The sequence below is a fragment of the Sphaerospermopsis reniformis genome (assembly GCF_005402885.1).
GTDB classification, from domain to species: Bacteria; Cyanobacteriota; Cyanobacteriia; order Cyanobacteriales; family Nostocaceae; genus Sphaerospermopsis; species Sphaerospermopsis kisseleviana.
The window spans coordinates 1-21,178 of sequence record NZ_BJCE01000082.1 but is presented as its reverse complement, the minus strand read 5'-3'; the positions used below and the strand labels follow the sequence as shown (position 1 = coordinate 21,178).

At 38.1% G+C, this 21,178-nt stretch carries 19 protein-coding genes; 10 read left to right on the top strand and 9 right to left on the bottom strand.

Annotated features, from left to right (window positions below; all coding sequences use genetic code 11):
• Positions 1 to 785 precede the first annotated feature (785 nt).
• The 3 genes from FFR48_RS13330 (at position 786) to pyk (ending at position 4,595) form a co-directional block, all read left to right on the top strand.
• Positions 786 to 1,103 (top strand): hypothetical protein, encoded by a 318-nt coding sequence (locus tag FFR48_RS13330; protein ID WP_096572548.1) that lies wholly within the window; start codon positions 786 to 788, stop codon positions 1,101 to 1,103.
• Positions 1,100 to 1,462: an aspartyl protease gene (locus tag FFR48_RS13325; RefSeq protein WP_096565386.1), complete on the top strand. Its 363-nt coding sequence runs from the start codon at positions 1,100 to 1,102 to the stop codon at positions 1,460 to 1,462. Before FFR48_RS13330 ends, FFR48_RS13325 begins: the two co-directional genes overlap by 4 nt.
• 1,363 nt (positions 1,463 to 2,825) lie before the next feature.
• Entirely contained in the window at positions 2,826 to 4,595 is a 1,770-nt protein-coding gene (gene pyk, locus FFR48_RS13315; protein ID WP_096565384.1) for a pyruvate kinase, read from the top strand.
• A 615-nt stretch (positions 4,596 to 5,210) separates the two neighbouring features.
• Here pyk and crtR read toward each other — a convergent pair.
• From crtR to FFR48_RS13290, 5 genes are all read right to left on the bottom strand, one after another.
• Positions 5,211 to 6,101 (bottom strand): beta-carotene hydroxylase, encoded by an 891-nt coding sequence (gene crtR / locus FFR48_RS13310; protein WP_096565382.1) that lies wholly within the window; start codon positions 6,099 to 6,101, stop codon positions 5,211 to 5,213.
• A gap of 165 nt (positions 6,102 to 6,266) precedes the next feature.
• Positions 6,267 to 7,031 (bottom strand): energy-coupling factor ABC transporter ATP-binding protein, encoded by a 765-nt coding sequence (locus FFR48_RS13305; protein ID WP_096565380.1) that lies wholly within the window; start codon positions 7,029 to 7,031, stop codon positions 6,267 to 6,269.
• Between the two features lie 121 nt (positions 7,032 to 7,152).
• Positions 7,153 to 7,803 carry an energy-coupling factor transporter transmembrane component T family protein gene (locus tag FFR48_RS13300; protein WP_137667684.1) on the bottom strand — a complete coding sequence of 217 codons (651 nt, stop codon included), beginning with the start codon at positions 7,801 to 7,803 and terminating at the stop codon, positions 7,153 to 7,155.
• A complete protein-coding gene (locus tag FFR48_RS13295) occupies positions 7,796 to 8,719 on the bottom strand; it encodes an energy-coupling factor ABC transporter permease (protein WP_096565376.1) in 924 nt (307 codons plus the stop codon). Before FFR48_RS13295 ends, FFR48_RS13300 begins: the two co-directional genes overlap by 8 nt.
• Before the next feature lie 290 nt (positions 8,720 to 9,009).
• Positions 9,010 to 9,831, bottom strand: coding sequence for an FkbM family methyltransferase (locus FFR48_RS13290; RefSeq protein WP_137667683.1), 822 nt, complete (start codon positions 9,829 to 9,831; stop codon positions 9,010 to 9,012).
• A gap of 326 nt (positions 9,832 to 10,157) precedes the next feature.
• Here FFR48_RS13290 and FFR48_RS13285 point away from each other — a divergent pair, with 326 nt between their 5' ends.
• From FFR48_RS13285 to FFR48_RS13270, 4 genes are all read left to right on the top strand, one after another.
• Positions 10,158 to 11,171: a multicopper oxidase domain-containing protein gene (locus FFR48_RS13285; RefSeq protein ID WP_137667682.1), complete on the top strand. Its 1,014-nt coding sequence runs from the start codon at positions 10,158 to 10,160 to the stop codon at positions 11,169 to 11,171.
• Between the two features lie 226 nt (positions 11,172 to 11,397).
• Positions 11,398 to 12,417, top strand: a complete 1,020-nt coding sequence (locus FFR48_RS13280; RefSeq protein ID WP_137667681.1) for a ComEA family DNA-binding protein — start codon at positions 11,398 to 11,400, stop codon at positions 12,415 to 12,417.
• A 170-nt stretch (positions 12,418 to 12,587) separates the two neighbouring features.
• Entirely contained in the window at positions 12,588 to 13,022 is a 435-nt protein-coding gene (locus FFR48_RS13275) for a ferritin-like domain-containing protein (protein WP_096565368.1), read from the top strand.
• A gap of 155 nt (positions 13,023 to 13,177) precedes the next feature.
• Positions 13,178 to 14,125, top strand: coding sequence for an FTR1 family iron permease (locus tag FFR48_RS13270; protein ID WP_137667680.1), 948 nt, complete (start codon positions 13,178 to 13,180; stop codon positions 14,123 to 14,125).
• A gap of 167 nt (positions 14,126 to 14,292) precedes the next feature.
• Here the strand turns inward: FFR48_RS13270 and FFR48_RS13265 are convergent, their stop codons facing one another.
• Together FFR48_RS13265 and FFR48_RS13260 are read right to left on the bottom strand one after the other, a co-directional pair.
• Complete coding sequence (locus FFR48_RS13265; RefSeq protein WP_236104068.1) at positions 14,293 to 15,213, bottom strand: ABC transporter substrate-binding protein; 921 nt, start codon at positions 15,211 to 15,213, stop codon at positions 14,293 to 14,295.
• 93 nt (positions 15,214 to 15,306) lie between these two features.
• Positions 15,307 to 15,894 carry a molybdenum cofactor guanylyltransferase gene (locus tag FFR48_RS13260; RefSeq protein WP_137667679.1) on the bottom strand — a complete coding sequence of 196 codons (588 nt, stop codon included), beginning with the start codon at positions 15,892 to 15,894 and terminating at the stop codon, positions 15,307 to 15,309.
• A 203-nt stretch (positions 15,895 to 16,097) separates the two neighbouring features.
• On the opposite strand from FFR48_RS13260, the gene FFR48_RS13255 reads away from it, so the two are divergent.
• A complete protein-coding gene (locus FFR48_RS13255; protein ID WP_137667678.1) occupies positions 16,098 to 16,454 on the top strand; it encodes a tetratricopeptide repeat protein in 357 nt (118 codons plus the stop codon).
• Between the two features lie 180 nt (positions 16,455 to 16,634).
• Positions 16,635 to 17,156, top strand: a complete 522-nt coding sequence (locus FFR48_RS13250; protein WP_137667677.1) for a DUF29 family protein — start codon at positions 16,635 to 16,637, stop codon at positions 17,154 to 17,156.
• A gap of 261 nt (positions 17,157 to 17,417) precedes the next feature.
• Here the strand turns inward: FFR48_RS13250 and FFR48_RS13245 are convergent, their stop codons facing one another.
• Both FFR48_RS13245 and FFR48_RS30805 read right to left on the bottom strand, forming a co-directional pair.
• Positions 17,418 to 19,475 carry a thioredoxin domain-containing protein gene (locus tag FFR48_RS13245; protein WP_137667676.1) on the bottom strand — a complete coding sequence of 686 codons (2,058 nt, stop codon included), beginning with the start codon at positions 19,473 to 19,475 and terminating at the stop codon, positions 17,418 to 17,420.
• A gap of 231 nt (positions 19,476 to 19,706) precedes the next feature.
• Positions 19,707 to 19,847, bottom strand: coding sequence for a QAALIT motif small membrane protein (locus FFR48_RS30805; RefSeq protein ID WP_503827309.1), 141 nt, complete (start codon positions 19,845 to 19,847; stop codon positions 19,707 to 19,709).
• Between the two features lie 545 nt (positions 19,848 to 20,392).
• On the opposite strand from FFR48_RS30805, the gene clpP reads away from it, so the two are divergent.
• Entirely contained in the window at positions 20,393 to 20,998 is a 606-nt protein-coding gene (gene clpP, locus FFR48_RS13235) for an ATP-dependent Clp endopeptidase proteolytic subunit ClpP (RefSeq protein ID WP_096565355.1), read from the top strand.
• The last annotated feature ends 180 nt before the right edge of the window (positions 20,999 to 21,178 follow it).

Genomic DNA, 21,178 nt, shown 5'->3' with positions numbered 1-21,178 from the left:
CCCCTAGCGCGTTTTGGGTACATATGTATATAATTGGTAATATTTTTCATCTTTGGTAGAACCACGGTATATTTTCCATTTACCGTTCTACCATTTTTCCGTTATATATTTCGGACAGGTCTAATAGTAAAGTAGATATATACTTGCTTTCTTATATTTCCCAAATTAGAGTATCGCATATAAGGGTTATTGTGCCAATTTGGGAAAATGTACGTTAAGGAATATACTCAAAAGATAAAACCTTTACTATGCTTAGGTTACAGACGCGACTGACTTGATTGATTTTTTTGATTATTAGTAGGGCAGAACTAGGTTGTAAAACCAACTTGCCCATAAATGATTGTTGGGGGAAGTGAGTCTGGGTACGGTAGAATCAACTTTTTAGACTACATATAGGATTCCTATTTGATTTTTGATAGCTTGCGTGGCGTAGCCATACAAGACTCAGTACAAACGAAAATTCTTCTTAACCTGTTAAGAGTTCCCTGCCTCTACGAAAATATGGCTTACGCCTCCCGTAAGGGATACATAACTCAAATCGGATCACTATAGTTGAATAAGATTCAAAAATTTGGTTCTTGCGGACATTATATGGAATCGAATAACAAATAAAACTCTGCTCTAGCCTATAATCCTTGCCACGCAATGGTTTTTAGTTTTTTATATTTCCTATAACCCTTTGATTTTAATGCCCTACCATAAAACCAACGCAAGAGCAAAAAATTTTAATGATAATAGTCGGAAATATTAGACAATATAAATATTGCACTAAGGCAGAACCAACCATGAGTGAAGTTAAGTCTACGAGTACACTACGCAGGGGAAGAATCTTCCCAGAAATTCAGTGGACCCAAGAACAGAAAGCTCAATGGCTTGCTGAACGCGAAAGATTGTACCAACGCTGTAAACTCATTTTTGACCAAGTACAACCAGAATTAATCAAAACTCACTACAACTGGTACATAGCAGTTGAGCCTGACAGTGGCGAATATTTTCTTAATGAAGATGCTTTTTTTGCTGCACAGAAGGCACATGAAAAATACCCAAATGTCAAGCTGCACGTTTTCCGCATCAACGAAACTGGGGTGTGTGGCAGAATATGATTTCGGGTAAATTTGGTGATGAGGATGAATTATTTTTTGAGATAGAGTTAATGGCTGCTGACGGTTTAGAACTACCAGTAGAAGCACTTTTTGATACAGGTTTTTCTTGGTGGCTGGCAATTAACAACCAGGATTTAGAAGCACTAGATTGGATGTATCTAGAACAACAAACAATGCTCACAGCCCAAGGAAATGCGGAATTTGACATTTATTTAGGAAAAGTGCGAATTGACGGACAAGATTTTGATATTCCCGTTCATGTAGGTCAAGGAATTTCAGAAATTTTACTAGGTCGTCAGTGGTTAAAAACTAGACGATTAGTAGTAGATATATCCTCTGGGCTGTTAACTTTGGGTTGACAGATAGAATATTGCAAGCAAATTTAATTACTGGACTTTAGACTAAAAGAAGAGCGATCGGTAAATAGTCAGTAAATCGAGAGACAGCAAAAAATCAAGGGATGCCTGTAAGAACAGACACCCCAATAGCGGAAAATGAAAAAAGCACAACCAATTCTCATATAACCGCTATGGATGTTTTTAGACAACTTATGGAATTCCGTCAAGCAGCTTATGATTGTTTATGTAGGGCAAAAGACGCAACATTTGAAATGACGGATGCAATATTGCTGACACGCAACGCCTACAGTCTGGCAGACTTATCGCTGTGTCCAGTATTCAGGCGTAAGTGGTCAAGTATTTATGAAACAACACAGGATACCAGACCACAGTTTATGGGGAGAACCACCACAATATTCAGGTCGGGGAAAACCAAGAGTACACGGTGATAATTTTTGAATTTTTTACTTTGCTTTTTTTCAACTCAGCTTCCCTGAGTCATTTTGTGCTTTTAGTCTAAAGTCCAGTTATTACGAGAAGAGAGCAGAATGATTATTAGTCTCATCAAAAGACTAGAAAATTGAAATTTTTTCCCTGTTCCCTGTTCCTTGTTCCCTGTTCCTTGTTCCCTGTTCCCTGTTCCCTATTGTTGATACTCTGCGGTCTGAAGACACGCAGATTCTTTAAGCTTACTTAAAAGGAATAGTCAATTATCCCCCTACACGCTCAAAACAACTACTTACGGATAAGTGTTGCAATTGCGCTTACTTTTATATTTTTTTTGGCTTTCTGAGTCCATCGAATTATGGCGGCATACACTCTGTATCTTGCCTTTGCTTGTTTACCCAGGCTACGGTCAAAGCCGAGAGAGATAAATCAGGGGTTTCTCCTGATCAAAATACTTCTTCGTGCAGATGGTTATTCTTACTCGCCCCTTGATTATACCATCACGGCGAATTAATTCGCCGTTGGCACTTCCTCCACTGTAAGATAGCCAAGTGGCTTCCGTGCCTTTCGGCGATTTTCTTGTGATTGCTGCTAATCAAATCCAAGATTACAGGTTAGACAAGCTGGAAGTGTCTATCAGGTCTGTTGAGAAGTAAAATTAACTCTGACTTGTCTATAACTTAATCCTGAGTTATTTCTAACTTTTTTCTGGGGATTCTGTATAGTAAGATTTAACCGGAGTCTTGCTGATTAGAGGAAGTGGCTTGAGGAGATTTTTCTATAAAGTTACTAACTGTACGAAATCAAATCTATACTTCACCCCCACTTTCACTGCTTTTGATATTAATTGACATTGATATAGCAGTGACTGAAAAGAATTGACTGCTTAATTTACCATTATTTCCCAGATAGAACCAAAAAATTCTAAAATCCGCCCATGACGCAACTAAGAGATTCTCTGCGCCGAACCAAAATTGTTGCTACTGTTGGACCTGCTACCAGTAGTCCAGAAATGCTGAAAGCAATTATTGAAGCGGGTGCAACGACACTGCGATTAAATTTTTCCCACGGCACTCATGCTGACCATCAGCGCAGTATCCGGTTAATTAGACAAACCGCTTTTGAACTGAATAGACCTGTAGCAATTTTACAAGATTTGCAAGGTCCAAAAATTCGCTTGGGACAATTTGAAAATGGTTTTATCATGTTGTCTAAGGGCGATCGCTTCACTTTAACAAACCGCCCAGTGGTAGGAACTCAAGAAATTAGCTGCGTTACCTACGATTATTTAGCAGAAGAAGTCCCCGTCGGTTCCAAAATTCTCCTCGATGACGGCCGGGTAGAAATGGTTGTTGAGGAAATTAACCGCGATAAAGGCGATTTACATTGTCGGGTTACAGTTGCAGGTAAACTTTCTAACAATAAAGGCGTTAATTTTCCGGGAGTTTACTTATCCATCAAAGCCATGACCGACAAAGACCGCGAGGATCTGATGTTTGGTCTAGATCAGGGTGTAGACTGGGTAGCACTTTCCTTTGTTCGCAATCCCCAGGATATTATCGAAATTAAAGAGTTAATTACCAGTACCGGGAAAAATGTTCCTGTAGTTGCCAAAATTGAAAAACACGAAGCGATAGAACAAATGGAAGCAGTTCTGTCTTTGTGTGATGGGGTGATGGTGGCTAGAGGTGATTTAGGGGTAGAATTGCCAGCAGAAGATGTACCTGTGTTGCAAAAGCGGTTAATTGCTACTGCTAACCGTTTGGGTATTCCCATCATCACCGCTACCCAAATGTTAGATAGCATGGTCAGCAACCCCCGTCCTACCCGTGCAGAAGTGTCTGATGTGGCTAACGCGATTTTAGATGGTACGGATGCGGTGATGCTTTCCAACGAAACTGCTGTAGGTAGTTATCCTGTGGAAGCGGTAGCAACTATGGCGAGAATTGCTGAACGCATTGAACAGGAAGAAGCAGAACATCCTTCCCGTTTGACGCGAGATGATAAACGTTCTATTCCTAATGCTATCAGTCAAGCAGTTGGTCAAATTGCTGAGAATTTAGGTGCAGCAGCAATTATGACTTTGACACAAACGGGAGCAACTGCGCGGAATGTTTCTAAATACCGTCCGAAAACGCCAATTTTAGCCATCACACCCCATGTCAATGTGGCGCGACAATTGCAGATGGTTTGGGGTGTAAAACCGTTGTTGGTGTTAGATTTACCTTCTACTGGTCAAACCTTCCAAGCTGCTATTAATGTAGCCCAGGAAAAAAACCTGTTGAGTGAGGGTGATTTAGTGGTGATGACTGCTGGTACACTGCAAGGTGTTTCTGGGTCAACAGATTTGATTAAAGTGGAAGTGGTGACAGCGGTACTAGGTCAAGGTATTGGTTTAGGACAAGGTTCTGTCAGTGGCCGCGCTAGGGTTGTGCGTACTGGTATAGATGCGACTCATTTTAATCATGGCGATATTTTGGTGGCATCGAGTACAGGCGTTGATTTTGTTGATGCGATTCGCAAAGCTAGTGGGATTATTACTGAAGATGAAAGTCTTACTAGTCACGCAGCAGTAATTGGTTTACGTCTTGGTGTACCTGTTATTGTTGGTGTGAAGGAAGCGACGCAGGTAATAAAAGATGGGTCAATTTTGACTTTGGATATGCAGCGGGGTTTGGTTTATTCTGGTGCGGTGGGAACACCGTAAAGAATTAAAAATTGAAAATTGAAAATTGAAAATTAAAACCCAACAATTATCTGTTTTAATTTTTAATTTCTACCGCTTTTTTGAAACTTTCTGTTCTTGTAATTTGACTGATTTATAAATCTGACGATGAGGAATTTGAGAGTTAGCAAATGCTAGGTTGAAGATTCTGTTTTTATCGTCAGATTCATTTTAACCCACCTTCCGCACCCTAAACTGTCACACAACGAAAAATGGTCATTTGGGGATTTGAGATTGGCGAACTGCTTGCAGCAGCGCTTCGCTATCGCTACCTAAACTTTAGACCATTTTGTATTAAAATTATCCTCAAAGGTCTTCAAAAATCCGAAATTACCGATTGTGACACTGGGGGGTGCGGAATGTGGGATCAAAGGTTAGAGGCTGATAAACACAGAAATTAGTGCAAGGGTTTTGAAGCGTATACCGGAAAAAGTGTGCATTTTTTGGGATTTCAAGAGATGGCAAAGAAATTTTCAAATCTCCTCCTGACTCCTGACTCCTGACTCCTGACTCCTATGCCCTCACGGAAAGACTTTCTCAGCAACCCCTATTTATATTAGTGGGTTAAACAGTCGTTAACCCACCTTAAAAATTTACCTATTCTTTGTGGTGATGAAAGCGAATACCTATGAAAATATCATAGACAAACTCAAAGAAGTCCTTTTTCTGCAATAACCCTGAAGTCTGAGGACTACCTTTTTCATCTAACAGCGGTTTCATCAAATAGTAAGTGGGTTGGTAATTATACCAAGGAATTGAAGGCCACAAATGATGAATGAGGTGGTAATTCTGTCCTAAAATCAGGATGTTGAGAATTTTACCAGGATATACGCGGGCATTTTTCCAGCGATCGCGTTCTACAAAGGGACGATGGGGTAAATAATCAAAAAATAACCCTAGTCCTATTCCCACTATAAACGCTGGAATAAACCAAAAATTGAGAATATAGCCCAAAAAGTGATATTGGACGGAAATATAAACAATAGAAACTACAATCAAACGGCTAATAAACCATTCTAGTAGCTCATATTTGCGCCACAATCGCCGTTGAAAGAAAAATACTTCATGGTACAAAAACCTCACCGCTATCAACCATAATGGACCACCCGTAGAAACGTAATGATCTGGGTCGTCTTTGGGGTGGTTGACGTTACCATGATGCTGAAGATGTACTCGTGTAAATACTGGAAAAGCAAAAGCCAAAATCAGGGCGCTACCATGCCCTAACATCGCATTAATCACCCGGTTACGATGGGCGGACTGATGACAAGCATCATGAATAATCGTCCCAGAACAGTGTAAAGCCAGAGTGTTAATGCTAAAACATAGCCAATGCGGCCATTCCCATACCCAATAACCAAAGTTGGAAAATACCAACATTGTCACTACTGTAAAAAATAGCAACATTGTGGGATTAAAATCCCCAGGAGGTGCTAAAAGTTCTTTGGGCGGGATTGTCAGCGGCTTTTGTGCCTCCGACGTAAGCATTATTAACTCCTTTTGTGTCAAATATTAAAAATATACGACAATTCTTAGTAAAAAGTAAACTTATGTTAATTTCATAGTTCCAAAAAGCATAGACAAATATCTCAAGCAAATTCTGACGTAGAATGTAGAATCTCCGTGGCTTTAGCCCGGAGAGTGTCAATCTCATCACCAGTCTACTGGTAAACCTAACTGATCTAAGGTTTTGCCATCTTGTAATAGCGGATGGATCTGGCTGTCTATATGAATTTGACCACCTGAAAGGACTAAAGCACGTTGGGTCACTTTCCCTAACCACTGTAAGTCATGGGAAGCAATTAACATTACCTGCACAGGCAACTTTAATAATACTTGGGCTAAATGTCGTCGCCATGCAGGATCAAGTCCGTTGGTTGGTTCATCTAAAATCAGAATTGCTGGGTCTAGAGCTAATATTGATGCTAGGGCGGCTAAACGTCTTTGTCCTCCAGAAAGTTCGTGTGCGGAACGGTGAGCATATTCTTCTAAACCAAAATCAGCTAATAACTGTCGTGCTTTGTCCGTTGCTACTGCTGGTGAAATACCATAGTTGCGTGGTCCAAAGGTGACATCTTCCAAAATTGTCGGCATAAATAATTGATCATTGGCATCTTGAAAAGTAAAACCGATGTGTCTGCGTATTTGGGGTAACGTATTTGGTTCTACGGGAATACCGTTAATAGAAATTGTGCCACTGTGGGGATGTTTTAAACCGATGAGATTTTCTAGGAGAGTGCTTTTTCCTGAACCTGTTGCACCCATTAAAGCGACGCGATCGCCTGCATTTAAGGTAAAGGAAATATCTTTTAATACGGGTTGCTGGTGTGAGTAGGCATACACCAGATTTTTCACCTCAACGACAGAGGTATGAGGATGAAAGATAAAAGTTTGGGGATGAGAAGTTAAGGATGTCAAGATTCACAACTCAAATATAGGTGATTGGTGATTGGTGATTGGTGATTGGTGATTGGTGATTGGGTTATTAACTTCCCTTTCCTCCCCATCTACCCATCTCCCCTTCCTGTTTCCTGGTGTATTAAAAATAGGAACTGACGGTAATACAAGCAGCAATAATGAAGACTAAGATTAGTGTAAAACGTTCTTTTGGGTTAAGGGTAGAGTCTATAGGTAGTTGACCATTGTAACCACGAGTGATCATTGCACCATAAACTCGTTCTGCTCTGTCTAAAGTACGCAGATACAAAGAGCCGATCATAGCTGCACTGGCATAACGTAACCATCCCCCAGCACCATTTAAACCTCGTAGTTGGGCGCTACGCTGCATTCTGGCTAATTCTGAGAGTAAAATTTCTAGATATTGCCCAGCTAGGAGCAAATTTTCCTTTAATGGGGCGGGTACGGGTAAACCTTTAAGGGCGATGCCAAAACTGTGGGGGGGTAAGGTGAGTAAAAAGCTATTCATGACTATTAAACAAATTAGCGATCGCACCAGTAAAAAACTTGCTTTTTCCCACCCCAAGGGTAACGCTACCAATGACAGAAAAATCAATTCTGCACCTAGTAAACCCCCTAATTTGCGAATAGAAACCCGGAATATAAATACCCACAAAAGTGCGATCGCACCATACACCAGCAAATTTGACCAGCTATGAGGCTTTAAAAAAGCTGCCCCAATCACAATGATCAGGGATAATTGCAAGCGTAATGCCAAGGAAATGTTAAGCATTTTTAGGTTTCATCACTTTAGCAATACCAAAAGCCACAGCAAAGCAAGCTGTCGCACCTACCCAACCAGTAATACTTGTACCGATTTGTCCTAAACCTTGAATTTCATAATCAGCTAAGGGTGTTGGTACTACAACTCTGACTTCTTCGGCTTTGTTGATAAAATCCAAGTTTTCTGCTACTCTTTCTAACCCATCTGGCCAAGCGGAAGCAAATAAAGATAAAACACCTGCAACTAGGAAAATACTCACCACTGGTATCAACCAGCCTCCAAATTTCTCTTCTTCTCCTGGTAACAAGTCTGGACGTGCTGTGGCTAAATAGGCTAACACACCACCAGTAATCAAGCCTTCACCTACACCGATCAAAATATGTACACCTGTCATTGCAGGTAAAACTATATTCGCTGGTGCTGTCCCAGAAAGGGCTAACTGAATAGCACAAGCTATAGCTGCTGCCACTACACTAACACCTGCTGCTATACCTGCGGCTAGGGGTAAACGCCCTTTAGAACCACCCAGTAGTCGCTGTAAGGTCTGGGTTAAGAACCAAGCTACCCAAACACTGATTACTCCCAAGTTTAAAATATTTGCACCCAAGGCAGTAATACCACCATCAGCAAATAGCACTGCTTGAATTATTAAAACTGTTGCTATACATAACATTGCTGCCCAAGGACTACCTAACATAATCGCCGCTAAAGCACCGCCGCACAGGTGTCCGCTAGTACCTCCCGCTACGGGAAAATTAATCATTTGGGCGGCAAAAATAAAGGCTGTGGTTAATCCTAATACGGGAGCGCGACGAACACCAAAAGCTGTTTGCGATCGCCCAAAGGACACAAATAAAGCTGCTCCACTGGCTAAACTTGTAGCTGCTGCTACTGGAACAGAAATAAATCCATCTGGTATATGCATGAAAATCCTTGTTTTTCGCTTTTTTTTACACTAATTTCAGCAATAGAATTACAACTGCAAAAGATAGCATGACAATTCTAAATTTATAGGAAACTAAATTTCCCCTATATTTACAATGCCCCATTGGAGGATGTTTTGGCAGGGATTTGGAAAATTTTTATAATAAAAAATACATCCAAATTTGTATTTATTTATTAAATTATGAATATTTGTATATTTATTGTTTATTTTTGTAAATGTTAATTCCTGATTGATTTAATCAGTCAGGAATTTGCAGTGTTTATGGTTAACTATCTGGAAACTAACTGATGAACCAAAAGATCAATCAGAGAAGCTTGATAATAAGGTTGACAAATTGTGTGAATTTTGGCTGGTGAAATATTGCCATTTTTCAAGGTAATTATGTTACCATAAACAGATTGATCATCAAATAATTGATCAACTGCTATATTCACAGATTGCAGATCAAAAAATCTCTCTTTACTTTGGGGAGCAAAATCAATCATAATACACGATTGATAACCACATTTTTGCAAAATCTTCAGACAATTTAAGGTTTTTTCTAAAAAATCCTTTGACCAACCTTTTTGACCTTGTTTTTTATTGACTCCACCACCATACTCAAACATAATTACCTGGGGAAGTAAAGCGTTATCAATGTTTGGCAATTGCTCAATTACATTAAATTCCCAACCTTCAATATCCAATTTCAAACAAGTAATTTTATCAGGTTTAATTCTGGATAATAAAGTAGATAAAGTGATAGATTCTACTTCTTTGGTTTTAGGAGAAGAACCAAACCACTCAGGAGAAAGAGAACTAAAATTACTATTAAATAGACCTGCAAAATTCCCTAAATATAGCAGTTGTTTTCCATCTATATTAGATAAACAATTTTCCAAAAGTTTAATTCCATAACTAGCACTAATCTGTTTTAATTTCTTAACAGGAAGGGGTTCAACTGCAATAGTGGGATAACCTAATTTAGCAAATACTTCACAATAAAAAGCAAAAGTCCCCACCCCAACATCAATACAAAATCCTTCTTTTTGGGGATCAATTTCCTGGATAATTTCTGCTAATAATGATTGACAACAAGATTCAACACGCATGATTTTCAACCTCACAGTTAATTATTTCAAGTAGAACCAAGTAGAAATTTTTCTGCTTTTATTCTTTAATAAAGACAGCATTAAAATAACGAACATGACCATCTTTTCCCAAGACTTGATCAAGATTACCAGCGTAAGCGTAACCTAAATTATCTAATAAACTAAAAATTTCTCGAAATTGCGCTGCTTAACTATGCCCTGTATTTCTCCATAGTTTCCATAATTATTGACAATAATTCCTGATTCCTATACCATAACTAATGGTAATTGCAAATTATTTGCAATTTCTTGTTTGTGTTCCCTCCTCATCACCTGATGTCTGAAAAATGTCTGAAAACTTTAGTCGGAGTAAAAATATACTTTTAAATCGCCGCCAACTGATAACAATGGGCATATTTGGCGGTGGTGTAATTGGTGTAACTGCAATTTTACAGACTATAAATGCAAAAAATAATGTCACTGTTAAAGTTCCCCCAATGGAAATGGAAGCATCTAATAATGCTACTAACAGTGCTACCAAACCCATGCAGGTGCTGAGAAACTTTGATTATGGGACATTAAAGCAGGAAAATGGGCGGACTATTCGAGAATTTGAGTTAATAGCAGGTACTTCCACCATTCAGCTAAATAATGCGGTATCTTACAATATTTGGGATTTAAATGGGCGTATTCCTGGACCGACGTTAAGAGCAAAAGCAGGGGAAAGAATAAGAGTATTATTTCTCAATAAGGCTGGACATTCCCATTCTTTACATTTCCATGGGGTGCATCCCGCAGAAATGGATGGTGTAAAACCTGTGAGTAATGGTAAAGCAACTATCTATGAATTTGATGCAGAACCCTATGGTGTGCATTTGTATCACTGTCATATTGCACCTGTAACCCGTCACATTGCTAAGGGTTTATATGGAATGTTTATTATTGATCCGCCTCAACCCCGTCCTCCTGCTGATGAAATTGTTTTAATTATGTCTGGATATGACATAAATGATGATAATAAAAATGAGTATTACGCATTTAATGGTTTGCCTCATCATTATATGCACCATCCTATTCAAATTTATCAAAATCAATTAATTAGAGCTTATGTTTTGAATATTATTGAGTTTGATCCTGCTGTCACCTTCCATTTACACGCTAACTTTTTTGATGTTTATCGTTCGGGGATGACGATGACTCCCAGTGAAAAGACGGATGTTTTAACAATGGGTGTAGCAGAAAGACACATTTTAGAATTTGCGTTTCGTTATCCGGGTAAGTATATGTTTCATCCCCATCAGGATGCGATCGCTGAAAATGGATGTATGGGACAGTTTGAAGTTATCGCAGGTGACAGGTGACAGGTGACAGGTGACTGGGGACAGAAATTTGTAAGTCATGGAACTTACCTAACACTTGGTTAAGAAATGATTAAACTATACTTTTGCTGGTTAAAAATAGTTACTATAATTTGTCATTTATGCTAAAAAAATATAATTACTAATGCAAATTACTTTTAATTATACTCACCAGTCAATTCTGTAAATTTGTCCATTATTGGGTTTTAGCGTCTCCAGGAGCAAATCAATGATTAAATCACGTTACATATTATTATCAATAGCGGCTTGTGTGATTGTTACCCTTGGTTCTTGTGCGGGGAATACCCCCACCGCAGAAACGACTTCAACCCCAGCAGTGACGCAAGCCAGCGCCCACAGTAGTCATAGTGGGAAAGCCAAAATTAATATTAATGATGCTATTTTGTCCGAGTTAGACAAATTTGAAGCTCAACTTGGTGTACCCGCTTTATCTAATAAAATACAAGCCAGTCGTCCTTACAGTTCTCCAGAAGATTTAGTCACCAAAAAAGTAATTACTCAAGCACAGTTTGAGCAAATTAAAGACATGGTGACAGTTGAAGAAGTTGTACTCACAGGAGAAGCAAAAGATGTAGATTACATGACAAAATTGGCATTAATGAAAGGACATCTTTTAGTAGCACAAGAATTGTTAGCACAAAATCAACCCAAACAAGCCGAACCCCATATAGGACATCCAGTTGAGGAGATTTATGTTGATGTAGAAGAACAACTTAATGAACGCAAAGTCAAAGAATTTAAAACTAATTTAGTGAATTTGACGAACTTGGTAAAATCTAATCCTCAAGATGCTAAAATCAAAGATAATTTTACCAATTCTATGGCATCTGTGGATAGTGCGATCGCCGCATTACCAACTCAAGAACGCTCAAAACCAGAATTTGTGTTAAAAGTAATTAATGGTTTATTAGACGCAGCTAACGCCGAATATGGAGCAGCAGTAGCAAAAGGTAAAATTACCGAACCAATAGAATATCAAGACTCTCGTGGTTTTGTTGTCTATTCCCATGAACTATATCAAGGAATTTCTGGACAAATGGCTCAAGCAAACCCAGAAGCACACAAAGCCATAGATAAAGCTTTCACAGAACTATTAAAAGTTTGGCCTGCCGTTATTCCACCCCTACAAGCAGTCAAAACCCCTGAAGATGTTACCAAAATGGTAAAAATCATAGAGGAAAACACTCAAAAAGTGCTATCTCAAACTAACACAAAAGCACAAAGTTAGTATTTGCACACCATTGGACATCCACAAAAAACAGCTTAAAATAAGTGAAAATAGAGGAAATAGTGAAAAGTGAAACACTAAAAAAATTATCTACATTGAACTAAGATAAAAAGTGTATAGCTACTCACTAAAATCCTCTCCAAATTTAATTTTGCTCATCTTAACAACTGATGCGAGAACTCGACCACCAAAAAACCATTGACATCCTCAACGCCATCATGGAATTTGAACTAGCTGGCGTTGTTCGCTACACTCATTATTCCCTAATGGTAACAGGACCAAACCGCTTACCTATTGTCGCTTTTTTCAAAGCCCAAGCCAGTGAATCATTACTTCATGCCCAACAAGTAGGAGAAATTCTCACCGGTTTAGATGGACATCCTACCTTGAGAATTGCCCAAATGGAAGAAACTTTCAAACATTCAGTCAAAGACATTTTGGAAGAAAGTTTATCCCATGAAAAGAAAGCATTGGATATGTATAAAACTCTACTAAATACAGTTGAAGATGCTAGTATTTATCTGGAAGAATTTGCCCGTGGCATGATCGGACAAGAAGAGTTACATAATTTAGAACTCAAGAAAATGTTACGCGATTTCAGCTAATATTTCGAGGAGTCAAGATTCAGCTTTTTAGTTTCTTTTCTTTCGTTCGTTTCTATACTATGTGTAGGAACGAGCAAAGAAAAAAGAAATTTGATAGTTCTCAGTTTTTTACACAATCAAGAATAGTGATCAAGCGTTCATAACCACTAATAAAAATGAATTTTAGTATTGCATTACCTACTTTCGTTATTACTCTCCGAGAAGGTGTAGAAGCTGCCCTAGTTGTGGGTATTGTCCTCGCTTTATTGAAAAAAGCCAAACAATCTCATCTCAATTCATGGGTATATGCAGGTGTTGGAGTTGGTATTATTGTTAGTGCTTTAATTGGCGTTTTATTCACTGGAATCATTAAATTTTTAGGTTCTATAAATCCTCAATACACCTCTGTAGTTGAACCAACATTAGAAGGTGTATTTAGTATTTTAGCAATCATTATGCTGAGTTGGATGCTGATCTGGATGACAAAACAAGCCAGATTTATGAAAGCTCAAGTTGAAGGTGCAGTTAACGAAGCATTAACACAAAATTCAAATGCTGGATGGGGGGTTTTTAGTTTAATTTTAGTTGCTGTTGTGCGGGAAGGTTTTGAAACAGTCTTATTTGTAGCTGCCAATTTTCAACAAGGTTTATTACCAACTTTAGGCGCACTTGGTGGTTTAGCAACAGCAGCAGGAATTGGTGTTTTATTATTTAAATGGGGTGTGAAAATTAATATTCGCCAATTTTTCCAAATTATGGGCGTTTTATTAGTTTTAATTGTCGCTGGTTTAGTAATTTCGGCTTTAAAACATTTTGATGATGCAATGGCTAGTTTAGCACTCAGCAACCGCGCCTCGGAAAATCTTTGTTTTTATTATGAACACTTTACTAAAATTCACTCTTGTATTTTAGGTCCAATGGTTTGGAATACTGCTAACATTTTACCTGAGAGCAAGTTTCCTGGTATTATTCTCAAATCTTTATTTGGCTATAGAGATAAACTTTATATAGTGCAAGCAGTTGGATATTTAGTGTTTTTAATTAGTATTGGTGGCTTGTATTTTCGCAGTATCATGGGTGGAAATATGCAAAAACAAAAAAATATTCCTGTCGCTGAAAAATAGCATTCTATATCAACCCAGATACCAAGAAGTCGGGTATCTAGGTTATTTTCCTGTAAGGGCGTTCGCGAAGCGTGCTGGAAGCATCAGCATTCGGGCAATAAATTCTCAATTTTTATCACAGGTTATTTTCCGAATGCTTCGCCCCTACGACTCCTGTTAAATACAACTCAAAAGATTTTCTTTAATTCCTGAGCAGATTTTTCAATTGCAGCTATACTGCCAGGATTCACCATTCCGTAATAATCAAAAACATAAACTTGATTATTTTGAGTAGCTTTTAATTTCTGCCAAAACGGCTCTTTTTTCAAAGAATCTAACAAAGTTGCTTCAGCACTAACCACAATTAAAACATCAGGATTTGCTGCTAAAACTTTTTCGGCTGAAAGTGTTACATAACCACCAATAGGGCTATTACCTTGTAATTCTGCGGCGACATTTTTCGCACCAAACAGAGAAACTATATCACCTGCCCAACTGTTTTTATTTGGTGCTAAAATTGGTTGACGACTTACTAAAACTAAAGTCGAAAGATTCTGATTTTTTTGATTTTTCTTTTCCGGTAAAAAAGTTTGATATCTATTTAATAAAGGTTGGGGATCTGCACCTATTTTCTCTGCAATATTTTTAGTGAGTTCTTCCAAAGCTTCCCAGCTATATACTTTTGTGGATAAAGTTTTTATTCCTAGCTGTTGCAGTTTTTGTAATGGTACATCAGAAAAACCTGCTACACCAATTACTAAATCTGGTTTTAATGCTACAATCTTTTCTAAGTTTGGTGCATTTTGTCCTTGACTAACTTGAGGAATATCTTTAAATCGAGGATCATCTTTTAATAACTTACTACCAACAATTCCTACTAATTTTGTTTGATCTAGTTCAGCAATAATATCAGCAGACAGCGAAGAAAGCGCAACCACTCTTTTCACAGATGTGTTAGGTGATTTTTGTGCAATGGTAATATCTGGTGTAATTTCTGGTTTTACTGCTTGTGTTTGGCTGGTTTCTGTAGCACAAGACAACAAAAACAAACTTAAAAAAATTGATACTAAAAATGATTTATGACGCATAATATTGTTTTGATTTCTCATTTCTTATTTTTTGGGAATCGGCAATTTTATTTTTTCAAATTATAGCAACTTCTAGCAACAAACAAGGTTTTTACCTCTGTTACCTGTCACCTATCACCTGTCACCTGTCACTTCATCTAAATCTTCAGGAGTATTACAATTAAATAACATATCCGATTTTAACAAAGGTAAAGTTTCCACAGGATGTAATTTTAGAAACTGTTGAAAAGATCGTCCTCCTTGATTGATAAAATCTAAAATTAGAGGTAAACAAGAACTGCGATAAAAACCACAAAGCGGTTCCCAACATTGGGTATTTTTTACCAAACAAGCAATATTTTCTCCTTTTATATTATCTAATCTTTTCACCCAATCTTGCAACACTTCAACTTGCAAATTTGGTAAATCGCAAGCTAATAATAACACCCATTCTGTGTTTACTTTCTCTAAACCTTTTACAAACCCCACTAAAGGTCCTTGTGTGTTATGGGGGTTTTCTTGTATAAATTTACATTCTGGTAACGGTAAGTGTTGATATCTTTCTGGCCAAGGTGTAACTATATATATAGTATCCGTGCAACTTTTAGCGACATTGCCAACTTTTTGTAATAAGGGTATTCCCTGAATAGGAATCAAAGCTTTATCCTTTCCCATCCTCGAACTTTTACCACCTGCAAGAACTATGGCGCTTAATGTAGTCATAGGAACAAAATCTTTATTGATACGTCTAATCATCAAGTATTAATAAGTGTTAAATTTATATCAATATATTTATTGATACCTTAAATAAGGTTCAGTAAAATGTACATTTTCTATGAACAGGTATCAAAATAGAGCCATATTTTGCGGATTCTGACATTAAAAGATGTATTATTTATTATCCACTAGGAAATTATATCACCGCTATGTCTGATTATAATCAAGCAGTTGCTATAGATGTCAACAACTTAGCAGCTATCAATAATATAGGGTTCATTAAATATGAACAAGGAGACAAAGAAACAGCGATTCAACAATGGCAACAAGCGATTAAAATTAACAATAAATCTGCTGAGGCCACCTTAGCTTTAGCTGTAGCTTTATATGGTAAAGGAGAACAACAACAGGCTTATAAGTTAGCAGAAACAGCATTAAAGTTAGATAGAAAATTTGCTGATTTTCACTGGATGAAAAAGCATTTTTGGGGTCAAAGTATGATTACTGATGCTCAGAAATTTCTATCTACTCCTCAAATGAAAAATTTGTTATCACAGTTGCGTTAATGTTAATATTTACTTCTTTCTAATATTCTCATTCCCATACTCTGTGTGGGAATGACTTTATTTTGCAGTCACATCTCTGATTAAATATCTCTTGATTTGTTGAAACTTGTGACTGCTGACTAATGCTGTATCACCTTTATGTTAAAATATAAAACATAGCTAGATGAGAGGTTAACAAATATGACCCAAGAATTAATAGACCTCAGAAATAGTATTTTACAAGGACGTTACGCAGATGCTTTGGCAATTGTGGACGAGTTAGAAGGAATGAGTAAACAAGCTATTTTGGGCAATATCCAGTCGTATGTAAGGATTTTGTTAATTCATTTAATTAAAAATCAAATCGAACAGCGTTTAACAAATTCTTGGTCTGCATCTATTCGTAATGCTATCCGAGAAATTAAAAAGATCAATATTAAAGATAATAAGAAATCCTATTACATCAATCAAGATGAATGGGAAAGTTTTATGGAGGAAGAGGTGATTGAAGATGCGATCGCTGATGCTAGTTTGGAAGTGATGAATGGTATTTATAACCAATTCCAACTAGGAGAAATTATAGATAGAAAACAGTTAATTGCAACTGCTTTACAATTCCTCAATTTAACTTATTCCTATTCACCTAAAGAATTACCTGCTATGGTTGCAGAAACTTTAACTCAGTTACCTGGTGGTGAAGATTGGAAAATAGGAAAAAGGTAAATACCGCAGGAGTCAGGAGTCGTAGGGGCGAAGCATTCGGACAACAATATTGGGGAAAAATCGAGAATTGATCACCCGAATGCTTCGCCCGTACAGGAGTCAGGAGTTATTAATTTTGGATTTTGGATTTTGGATTTTGGATTTTGGATTTTGGATTGTTTTTCTTAACTCCAATCTAAAATCTAAAATCTAAAATCTTCCTCCCTATTCCCTATTCCCTTCTTACTGTCACCTGTCACCTGTCACCTGTCACCTGTCACCTCACCCTCTATTCTGACTTCTTTGCACCTGTAACAACAACTCCTCTAAACTCCCTGGTGCGGGAAGACATTTCAACCCTTGACACACTAAACCCACACTTCCATCTGGTAAATCTGATACAACTGAAAAAGCGGTAGTGGGTAGATATTTAGGCATTAATGACTTAATCTGCTCAGTGGTACTACGAATCAATGTACAATTCCGATACCAATCTAAAGCAGTAAATAAACTAGCACAACCTTGAGGAGATTCATTCATTACACCTTTAAAGGCTTTTAATCCTGATTCAGCTAAATCAAGATAATGTAAGTTATCAGTAAGTAAAGATAACCTGACTAAATTGGCGATCGCCACCCCATTAGCTGAGGGTGTAGCATTATCCGCAAAACTCCGCTCCCTGATAATTAAATCTTGACTATTATCGCTAGATGTGTTAAAATACCCACCTAATTCTACACTCCAAAGAAAATCATTAAACTCATCTTGGAGAGCGATCGCTTTTTCCAACCAATCAGCATTTTCTAAATCCGCTTGCTGTAAATCCAACAATGCTTTAATAAACAAAGCATAATCTTCAGATTGAGCTAATACCGTCGCTTCACCCTCATAATTAAGTCGGTGAAAATGTCCATCCACAAATTGATGATCTAAAATAAACTTAGCCGCTTTTATTGCTAACTCCAAATAACTAGGTTCTTGAAAAACCTCCCCTGCTCTAGCTAAACCGGAGATCATCAAACTATTCCAAGCTACAATCATCTTAGTATCAGTCACCGCAGGAATGCGACCAGGCCAGTTAGTGATTTTCGCTTCCTGATTATCTCGCGCTGGGGGAAAAGTTGCTAGTGCATCAGGAGTTGCACCATAACGCACAGTAAACAACTTACTCAAAGCAACTTCTAAAGTTTCACTCAGTTCACCGGGATGTAACCTTTGTAAAACATTTTTCCCTTCAAAATTGCCATTAACACTAACAGTAAACTGTTGTTCTAATTCCGTTAATTCTTCAGTTGTTAACAGTTGTTGTAATTCCTGATAACTCCAGACATAAAAAGCACCTTCCTCCGGTTCTGTATCTATGGGGTTAGTGAAACTATCCGCATCTTGAGCAGCATAAAAATAACCGCTAAGTGCTGTCATTTCCCGTTGTAACCATTTTACAGTTCCAGCCACCGCTCGTTTAAAAGCCGGTTCTTCAATTCCCGCACTCCACAAATCAGCCAGATATTCTACAATCTGACCATTATCGTAAAGCATCTTTTCAAAGTGGGGGACAGTCCAAGTAGGATCAACAGTGTAGCGATGAAAACCACCAGCAACATGATCATAAATACCCCCCAAAGCTAAATCTAAACCCCGTTGAGTAGAAACTTGTAATCCATCATACCGAGATTGATCATTAAACCGAGAACCCCGCAAAACCAACTCACCATAGGGGATCATCGGAAAACTATTACCAACCTGCTTAGGAGAAATGATCCCCGTGCAAACTTCCCAACCTCTTTGTAATAATTCTTGATCAGCTACTTCCTGACTGCCATCATTTTGTAACACCGCAGATGTCAGCAAAGCTTCGAGAATTAAAGCTTTTCTTTGACGTAACTCCTCTTTTTCAGTATCGTAGTAATTGCGTAAAGCTTGTAAAACCTGCAAAAAACCCGGACGACCATAACGGGGATCAACAGGAAAATAAGTACCCGCGTAAAAAGGGACTAAATCATCAGGAGAGAGAAAAGCATTAAGAGGCCAACCCCCTTGACCAGTCATCATTTGTAAACTTTGCATATAGATGCTATCAAGGTCGGGTCTTTCTTCTCTGTCTACCTTGATGGGGAGAAAATTGGCATTCATATATTGGGCGATCGCCAAATCAGAAAACGCCTCACCTTCCATCACCGTACACCAGTGACAACTAGAGTAACCAATAGAAAGAAAAATCGGTTTATTTTGCGCCCTTGCAGTTTCCAATGCTTCATCACACCAAGGCCACCAGTCAATCGGGTTTTCAGTGTGTTTGCGGAGATAAAGACTTTTTGTGTCAGCTAGTCGATTAGTCATGATAATAGTTTTCCACCATTTTCTGACCAGTCTAGCGTTTTTAAAGTTAAGCTGTTGGACATTTAACTTGCATATTATCTAAAATTGAAACTCTTGTGGGGTGGGCATCCTGCCCGCATTGGTTGTGCAAATTAAAGGTTTATCAGCTTATTACTTTTTAGTCATTAGTTATTATTTATTATTTATTAGTTATTTTTACCCAGTCACCAATCACCAATCACCAATCACCTTTTATTTGGAAAAACGAATAGTTGAACCGAGAACAGGGGCTGGAATTTCCGATACAGGTGATACAGACTTGCGAGGAATTTGGGTACTGGGGTTTAGTGCTGCGATTAGGTGCAGCAAAAAAGTGATTAAAGCAGCTTGCATAAGTCTTTCTAGCATAGTACTCCTCTCTTGAAAAATAGCATTTAAATTTAGATTGGTTAATCTAAATACACCAGATAGTCCCGATTTACCGGATTTGCAAAATATGTCCGGAAAATTAACCAGGTTCAGGTTAAAAATTGTGAAAAAAGTTACTAATACCTGAAAAAGAATTTCGACCAAATAATATAGATTCGCCAACACAAGGCAAGCTAAAGTTATAGGTCAATAAATAGGCACGCAGACAGCTAGTGTCAGAATGTAAGTTAATCATCTGTTAATGATGATGAACTTTTGAATTCTCCCGCTTTTGACATCGCCACAATTCTTGAGACTGCTATCAGTCGCTAAAAGTGCCTGTTAAAAAAAATTTTGGCGATGAGATATTTGATTCTAGAGTATTGCTATTGAAAAATCTGTTTGCTCAGAGCAGATGATTAGGAGATCAAAAATTTATCTGTTATTGTCGAGATATCCAAATTTGACAATCAACACAATCAGCCTCTCTCATAGATAGAATAAATAGCAAATAGATACAAATACGCTCAATGATTCCTATCGTTATTGAACAATCGGGTCGAGGCGAACGCGCCTTTGATATCTACTCACGGCTGTTACGTGAGCGGATCATTTTTTTGGGACAACAGGTGGACAGCAGTCTGGCTAACCTGATAGTTGCCCAATTGTTGTTTTTAGATTCTGAAGACCCGGAGAAAGACATTTATATGTATATCAACTCTCCTGGTGGTTCAGTGACGGCGGGGATGGGCATTTTTGACACCATGAAAAATATCCGCCCCGATGTCTGTACCATTTGTACCGGACTAGCGGCGAGTATGGGCGCTTTCCTATTAAGTGCAGGTACTAAAGGTAAAAGGATGAGTTTACCTCATTCACGGATTATGATTCACCAACCTTTAGGCGGCGCTCAAGGTCAAGCGACTGATATTGAAATTCAGGCACGGGAAATTTTATACCACAAGCGCAAGCTGAATGAGTATTTAGCCGAACACACTGGTCAGCCTTTTGAACGTATTGCCGAAGATACAGAACGCGACTTTTTCATGTCTCCAGAAGAAGCCAAAGAATACGGCTTAATCGACCAAGTGATTGACCGTCACTCCGCCGGTAGCCGTCCAATGGTTGTAGTGTAGGTGATTGGTGATTGGTGATTGCTGATTGCTGATTGGTGATTGGGAAAATACAAATAATTAGGGGTTGCTGAGAAAGTCTTTCCGTGAGGGCATAGGAGTCAGGAGTCAGGAGTCAGGAGTCAGGAGAAGATTTGAAAATTTCTTTGCCATCTCTTGAAATCCCAAAAAATGCACACTTTT

Bases quoted from the DNA above. Each gene is read 5' to 3' on its own strand.
- FFR48_RS13280 (WP_137667681.1), top strand. From the start codon at position 11,398: ATGATTAAATCACGTTACATATTATTATCAATAGCGGCTTGTGTGATT.
- FFR48_RS13250 (WP_137667677.1), top strand. From the start codon at position 16,635: ATGACCCAAGAATTAATAGACCTCAGAAATAGTATTTTACAAGGACGT.
- FFR48_RS13260 (WP_137667679.1), bottom strand. From the start codon at position 15,894: ATGACTACATTAAGCGCCATAGTTCTTGCAGGTGGTAAAAGTTCGAGG.
- crtR (WP_096565382.1), bottom strand. From the start codon at position 6,101: ATGCTTACGTCGGAGGCACAAAAGCCGCTGACAATCCCGCCCAAAGAA.
- clpP (WP_096565355.1), top strand. From the start codon at position 20,393: ATGATTCCTATCGTTATTGAACAATCGGGTCGAGGCGAACGCGCCTTT.
- FFR48_RS13330 (WP_096572548.1), top strand. From the start codon at position 786: ATGAGTGAAGTTAAGTCTACGAGTACACTACGCAGGGGAAGAATCTTC.
- FFR48_RS13270 (WP_137667680.1), top strand. From the start codon at position 13,178: ATGAATTTTAGTATTGCATTACCTACTTTCGTTATTACTCTCCGAGAA.
- FFR48_RS30805 (WP_503827309.1), bottom strand. From the start codon at position 19,847: ATGCAAGCTGCTTTAATCACTTTTTTGCTGCACCTAATCGCAGCACTA.
- FFR48_RS13300 (WP_137667684.1), bottom strand. From the start codon at position 7,803: ATGCTTAACATTTCCTTGGCATTACGCTTGCAATTATCCCTGATCATT.
- pyk (WP_096565384.1), top strand. From the start codon at position 2,826: ATGACGCAACTAAGAGATTCTCTGCGCCGAACCAAAATTGTTGCTACT.
- FFR48_RS13295 (WP_096565376.1), bottom strand. From the start codon at position 8,719: ATGCATATACCAGATGGATTTATTTCTGTTCCAGTAGCAGCAGCTACA.
- FFR48_RS13245 (WP_137667676.1), bottom strand. From the start codon at position 19,475: ATGACTAATCGACTAGCTGACACAAAAAGTCTTTATCTCCGCAAACAC.
- FFR48_RS13325 (WP_096565386.1), top strand. From the start codon at position 1,100: ATGATTTCGGGTAAATTTGGTGATGAGGATGAATTATTTTTTGAGATA.
- FFR48_RS13275 (WP_096565368.1), top strand. From the start codon at position 12,588: ATGCGAGAACTCGACCACCAAAAAACCATTGACATCCTCAACGCCATC.
- FFR48_RS13285 (WP_137667682.1), top strand. From the start codon at position 10,158: ATGTCTGAAAACTTTAGTCGGAGTAAAAATATACTTTTAAATCGCCGC.
- FFR48_RS13255 (WP_137667678.1), top strand. From the start codon at position 16,098: ATGTCTGATTATAATCAAGCAGTTGCTATAGATGTCAACAACTTAGCA.
- FFR48_RS13265 (WP_236104068.1), bottom strand. From the start codon at position 15,213: ATGAGAAATCAAAACAATATTATGCGTCATAAATCATTTTTAGTATCA.
- FFR48_RS13290 (WP_137667683.1), bottom strand. From the start codon at position 9,831: ATGCGTGTTGAATCTTGTTGTCAATCATTATTAGCAGAAATTATCCAG.